Raw genomic sequence first — 5,585 nt, 5'->3', positions numbered from 1 at the left:
CGCTAAGACTCCGAAGACCGGCTGCTCATGCACAACCTCTGTCGAGTGAGGAGCGCGAGTCGATCAGCGGGCTCACCGCTTTTGGTCTGGTTAGTATCTCCGCAATTAGCCTTTGGGAAGTCGAGATGTTGCACGCGAAAGGTCGTTTGCCACGATAGAAACGATCCGGCTCTTGCGTCTGGCGTAAAGGGAAACAAGCACGGCAAATATCCTGAAAACATCTCCCGAACAAAGCGCCGCAAGCCGTTTCGTCCGCGTTCGCGGCGCGCGCGAACATAACCTGAAGAACATCGACGTCGATATTCCGCGCGATGCGCTCGTCGTGTTTACCGGCATATCGGGTTCGGGGAAATCGTCGCTGGCCTTCGGCACTTTGTATGCCGAAGCGCAGCGCCGCTACTTCGAATCGGTCGCGCCGTACGCGCGGCGATTGATCGACCAGGTCGGCGTTCCGGATTTCGATTCGATCGAAGGCTTGCCGCCGGCGGTCGCCCTGCAGCAGCAGCGCGGCACGCCGAGCACGCGCTCGTCGGTCGGCAGCTTGACGACCTTGTCGAGCCTGGTGCGGATGCTGTATTCGCGCGCCGGAAGTTACCCGGCCGACCAGCCGATGCTCTACGCGGAGGACTTTTCGCCGAATACGGCGCAGGGCGCGTGCCCGAACTGCCACGGCTTGGGCCGCGTATACGAGGTTACCGAGAAGTCGATGGTGCCGGACGATTCATTGACGATCCGCGAACGCGCTATCGCCGCGTGGCCGCCGGCCTGGTACGGGCAGAATCTGCGCGACATTCTCGTGACGCTCGGTTATGACGTGGATACGCCGTGGCGCGACCTGCCGAAAAAAGACCGCGACTGGATTCTGTTCACCGACGAGCAACCCACCGTGCCGGTCTATGCCGGCTTCACGCCAGCCGAGACGCGCGCCGCGCTGCGCCGCAAGCTCGAACCGAGCTATCAGGGCACGTTTACCGGCGCGCGCAACTACGTGCTGCACACCTTCGCCACGACGCAGAGCGCGTTGATGAAAAAGCGCGTATCGCGCTTCATGGTCGGCAGCATTTGCCCGGTGTGCGATGGCAGGCGTTTGAAACGCGAAGCGCTGTCGGTGACCTTCGCCGGATTCGACATCGGAACGCTCGCGCAATTGAGCCTGAACCGTATGGCCGAAGTGCTCGCGCCCGCCGCCCAGGGGCGCTTCGACGCCGCAGGCCCGCGCGACCGCGCGACCAGGAGCCGCGGCGCCGCCGAAAAGGAAATCGCACGGCGCGTCGCGGCCGGCGGGTCGGCGCATCAGGCGGCGGGCGACGTGCGGCGCACGCCCAATCTGTCGGAAGAAAAACGCATCGCCGCGCAGCGCATCGCGCACGATCTGGTGGTGCGCCTTGCTACATTGCGGGAACTCGGGCTCGGCTATCTGTCGCTCGACCGCGTCACGCCTACCTTGTCGCCGGGCGAATTGCAGCGCTTGCGGCTCGCCACGCAAATTCGCTCGAACCTGTTCGGCGTCGTCTACGTGCTCGACGAACCGACCGCCGGCCTGCATCCGGCCGACGGCGAAGCGCTGATCGCCGCTCTCGATCAACTGAAGCGTTCGGGAAATTCTCTGTTCGTCGTCGAACACGATCTCGACATGATGCGGCGCGCCGACTGGCTGGTGGATGTCGGACCCGACGCCGGCGAACACGGCGGCCATCTGCTTTACAGCGGGCCGCCCGAGGGTCTGAAAAATGTCGAAGCGTCGTGGACGGCGCGCTATCTGTTCGCGCCGGCCGCGCCGGATCGCGGACAACCTCGCGCGCCACAAGGCTGGCTGGAATTGCGCGGCATCACGCGCAACAACCTGAAAAAACTCGACGCGCGTTTTCCGCTCAGTGTGTTCACGGTTGTGACGGGCGTGTCCGGTTCGGGCAAATCGAGTCTCGTAAGCCAGACGCTGGTCGAACTCGTCTGTGAGTATTTCGGACACGAACCCGCGGCTAGCGACGAGGAGAATGACGAGTTCGAACCGACCGTCACCTCCGCGACCGCCGGTCGCATCTCATCCGGCATCGAGCGCATCAAGCGCATCGTGCGCGTCGATCAGAAACCGATCGGCCGCACGCCGCGCTCCAACCTCGCGACCTACACCGGCCTCTTCGATCAGGTGCGGAAGCGGTTCGCCTCGACCAAAATGGCGCGCGCCAAACGCTACGACGCCGGCCGCTTTTCGTTCAACGTCGCCAAGGGCCGTTGCGAGACGTGCGAAGGCGAGGGTTTCGTCAGCGTCGAATTGCTATTCATGCCGAGCGTCTATGCGCCGTGCCCGACGTGCCACGGCGCGCGTTACAACGAGGCGACGCTGAAAGTGACGTGGCGCGAGAAAAACATCGCCGAGGTCTTGCGCATGACGGTCGATGACGCAGCCGCGTTTTTCGATGAGGAGCCGGGCGTGCAGAAGCCCCTGACCTTATTGCAGAACATCGGTTTGGGCTATCTGCGGCTCGGCCAGCCGGCGACTGAACTCTCCGGCGGCGAAGCGCAGCGCATCAAGCTCGCGACGGAGTTGCAGCGCGCGCAGCGCGGCGACGCCCTTTACGTGCTCGACGAGCCGACCAGCGGCTTGCACCCGGCCGATGTCGACAAGCTGATGGCGCAGTTGCAGGGCCTGGTGGATGTGGGCAACACGGTAATCGTCGTCGAGCACGAATTGCGCGTCGTCGCCGCGGCCGACTGGGTCATCGACATGGGCCCGGGCGCGGGCGAAGAAGGCGGCCGCATCGTCGCCTGCGGTCCGCCCCGCGAGGCGTGCGAAGCGAAAGGCAGCCGCACGGCGCCGTATCTGCGGCGGCATTTCTGTTAGCGGGTCAGGCAAAATTCATGGTGCGACGAGGCACGGAGATCGCAAGCGGCCATTCCGTCGTCCCCGGTATCCGCAAGCCTCAGCCATTCACGATCTCCCCACCGTTCGGATGCAACACCTGCCCCGTGATGTACAACGAATCAGCGCAGGCCAGGAAGACGTAGCACGGCGCGATGTCTTCGGGCTCGCCGGCGCGGCCCATCGGCGAATCCGTTCCGAACGTCGCGACTTTTTCGGCCGGAAAAGTTGAAGAAATCAGCGGCGTCCAGACCGGGCCTGGGGCGACGGCGTTGACACGAATGCCCTGCTCGATCACAGCATGCGCGAGGGAGCGCGTGAAGGCAACGATGGCGCCTTTGGTCGCTGCGTAGTCGAGGAGGTTTGCGCTGCCGCGATAGGCGGTAACCGAAGTCGTATTGATGATGGCGCTGCCTTTTTTCAGATGCGGCATCGCCGCTTTGGTCATGAAGAACATGCCGAACACGTTGGTGCGGAACGTGCGCTCGAGTTGCGCGGCGCTGAGGTCTTCTATGCTTTTCTGCGGATGCTGTTCGGCGGCGTTGTTGATGAGGATGTCGAGCCTGCCGAGTTGCCGCATCGTTTGTTCGACAGCGCGCTGCGCGGTTTGCTCGTCGCCGATGTCGCCGACCATCGTCAGACAGCGGCGTCCTTCCTGTTCGACAAGCAGCCTGGTCTCGTTCGCATCCTCTCGTTCCTCGCTCAAATGCATGATCGCGACATCGGCGCCTTCGCGCGCGAAGTGGACGGCGACGCCGCGGCCGATGCCGCTATCGCCGCCGGTGATCAGCGCGACCTTATCCTTGAGTTTGGCGCTGCCCTGGTAGTTGTCGCGAATGATGCGCGGGCGCGGTTTCATTTGCGCTTCCGAGCCCGGCTCGGCTTGCTCCTGCGGCGGTCGAACGGCTTTCGGGTCTTGGTGTTTTTGCGGCATGGCGGCTCCTTTTGGCGTGGGCTGTCACTGATTTCGACGCCGCGCGCTGCCAAGAATTGCAAAGCTCCGGTTTTTTTTCAGCTAAGCGCCGCGATTGACGAGTGGGCGCGCAAGCTGCATTGCAAATCCGGTAGCCTGCCCTGCCCCATCCGGTGCGGTTGGATCCGCACGGATGTAAAACCTATCGAGCCTTTCCGGCAAACAGCTTCTGCGCCTTTTCCCACGCTTGCTCCGCGATCTGCGGACCGAGCACGCGCGCGTTTTCGTCGCCGTCGTTGAAGTGAATGCCGCCATAACGGCGTGACAGACCGGCTTGGTCGGCAGCGTCCTTGAATGTCGGCCACGACAAGGTCACGTCTTTGGATGGCGCCAGACCCGGTTCGACCAACGATGATCCGGCGCGAACGGTCACCGATCCACCGAAGCTTTCGTTGCTGGTGAACATACGCAGGATCTCGGCGCCGGTGCGGCTGAAAACGCTGTGGCCGGACGAATACTCGGGGAATGGAGGCGTCGGGAAGGTCGCCGGCTGGTACGGATTCCAGTCTTCGCCCTTGATGACCATCGTGCCTTTGCCGGGCCCGCCCCAGGCGCGAATCATTTTGCCTTGCCTGAGGAAGCGCACGGCAGTGATCGGCCGTACGTAATCGTAATTGCGCTTCAAATGCCACGACACGATGCCGGCGTCGAATATCGCGTTATGCAGCGCGAAAAACATCTTCGTATCCTGGTCGATGTTGTGGCTGTCCCGGGCGGAGACGAATTGCGCGAACAAGCCCCAGTGCCCGGGCGGTGTTTCGGATGCTGGACCATCGGCCCAGTATTCCGCGATGGCTTTGTGCTCGTCGGTCAGTTTCGCGCTGTAGTCGATGATCTGCCTGACCTGCTTGCGATATTCCTGCGACGGAAACATCGCCGGCGGCGCAACGTCGGCATCGAACTGATCGGCGGAAACCAGCGCGAACGGCACGACCTTCTCCCAATGCGGGGCGATGAATTTCTGCACGATGAAGCCGCCTTTGCCATCGGGAACGCGCAGCGGCTGCCAGCGATTCGGATCGTTGATCTGGTCCGGCGTGTTGACCGGCGCGTAGCCGGTGTAGTCGGAGTACGCGCCCGGATTCATATCGCCGAGCTGATTGGAACCGTCGGCATGACGGAAGCGGATCACGGCACGCGCGGCGAGATGACCGATGCCGGCGGGACTCGCAGGATCGGCCGAGTTATTTCCCGGATCGAAACCGAGGCCGGACAAAATCGCATCGAAGTACTCGGTTTGGGATGGAAACAGATCCTTGAGGCAGGTATGCGCGGCGTAGCTCAATGCCTCCTTTTTGTTGGCATCGGTGCGCTCGGCGCTCGGACGACGCAACTTGCCACGAAGCTGGGTGCCGACCGCAATGCCGTCGTACGCTGACCACGCATCGTAAATGCACGTGTGTGTGATAGCGAGCATGCGCGCGACCATTGGCGGGCCGGGACGGGTTCTGCGGATTGCTTCGAGCGCAGCTTCGTTCCATCGTACTACTACGGTACTGGCAGGCGCTGGGGCACCGACTGGCGCTGCGTTGCTGGTTTGGTCTGCTGCCGGTGTTTGACCGGCAAAAGCGATGGCGGAAATGGAAAAAGCGAGGAAAAACAGAATTGAATTTAACACTGATGTGTTACTCCCTTTACATAAGCCCTTGCGTTCGCGAGGAAAAAGATTGGCACTATAAAAGGCTGAGGCGCTTATGTCTACCCGACCAGCATTATGGCGGCGCCTTAGTTTCGAAACATGCGTTCACGAAA

At 62.4% G+C, this 5,585-nt stretch carries 3 protein-coding genes; 1 reads left to right on the top strand and 2 read right to left on the bottom strand.

The features are described 5' to 3' along the window. Window positions 1-208: 208 nt before the first annotated feature. Entirely contained in the window at window positions 209-2,842 is a 2,634-nt protein-coding gene (locus H0V78_07990; protein MBA2351718.1) for an excinuclease ABC subunit UvrA, read from the top strand. A gap of 79 nt (window positions 2,843-2,921) precedes the next feature. On the opposite strand, the gene H0V78_07985 is transcribed toward H0V78_07990, so the two are convergent. Both H0V78_07985 and H0V78_07980 read right to left on the bottom strand, forming a co-directional pair. After that, the gene (locus H0V78_07985) at window positions 2,922-3,794 is read right to left on the bottom strand and encodes an SDR family oxidoreductase (protein ID MBA2351717.1); all 873 of its coding nucleotides are present in this window, start codon (window positions 3,792-3,794) and stop codon (window positions 2,922-2,924) included. A gap of 181 nt (window positions 3,795-3,975) precedes the next feature. Continuing rightward, window positions 3,976-5,250, bottom strand: a complete 1,275-nt coding sequence (locus H0V78_07980; protein ID MBA2351716.1) for a vanadium-dependent haloperoxidase — start codon at window positions 5,248-5,250, stop codon at window positions 3,976-3,978. Window positions 5,251-5,585 lie beyond the last annotated feature (335 nt).

This window comes from Burkholderiales bacterium (genome assembly GCA_013695435.1).
Taxonomy (GTDB): Bacteria; Pseudomonadota; Gammaproteobacteria; order Burkholderiales; family JACMKV01; genus JACMKV01.
The sequence above is the reverse complement of the archived record's forward strand: the minus strand, read 5'-3'. Positions and strand labels throughout refer to the sequence as shown.

Bases quoted from the DNA above. Each gene is read 5' to 3' on its own strand.
- H0V78_07985 (MBA2351717.1), bottom strand. From the start codon at position 3,794: ATGCCGCAAAAACACCAAGACCCGAAAGCCGTTCGACCGCCGCAGGAG.
- H0V78_07980 (MBA2351716.1), bottom strand. From the start codon at position 5,250: ATGCTCGCTATCACACACACGTGCATTTACGATGCGTGGTCAGCGTAC.